We start from the raw sequence: 388 nt of genomic DNA, 5'->3' as shown, positions 1-388 counted from the left end.
CAACTTTTTTCAACGTCAATAAGTGTTAACAACCCATTCATAAATAATTCTTTATCTATCTGTGGAATACTTAACCTCTCACAGGACCTATTTAAACGTTCTAAATTTTTTTCTGGTCTGAATAATAATGTTCGTTCATCCCCAGCATAATATGCTTTTAAACCTTCAAATACAGTTTGCCCATAATGGAAAACCATGGTTGCTGGATCTAATGTAATTGGTTCATAAGGAATAACTCTTGACGAATGCCACCCATTCTCTAGATCGTAATCCATAACGAACATGTGATCGGTAAAATACTTTCCAAATCCTAAAGCATTTTGATCAGGTCTTGCTTTTCCATTTGTAGTCTTAACAACAGTCACTTTTTCCCCACTCATTTTATCTC

The 388-nt window shown here is 34.3% G+C and carries 1 pseudogene; it reads right to left on the bottom strand.

The features are described 5' to 3' along the window. Positions 1-388 (bottom strand): annotated as a pseudogene (locus AOA60_RS32555) (branched chain amino acid aminotransferase); the annotation flags it as partial.

The sequence above is a fragment of the Pseudomonas sp. 2822-17 genome (assembly GCF_002742485.1).
Taxonomy (GTDB): domain Bacteria; phylum Pseudomonadota; class Gammaproteobacteria; order Pseudomonadales; family Pseudomonadaceae; genus Aquipseudomonas; species Aquipseudomonas cyclaminis.
The sequence above is the reverse complement of the archived record's forward strand: the minus strand, read 5'-3'. Positions and strand labels throughout refer to the sequence as shown.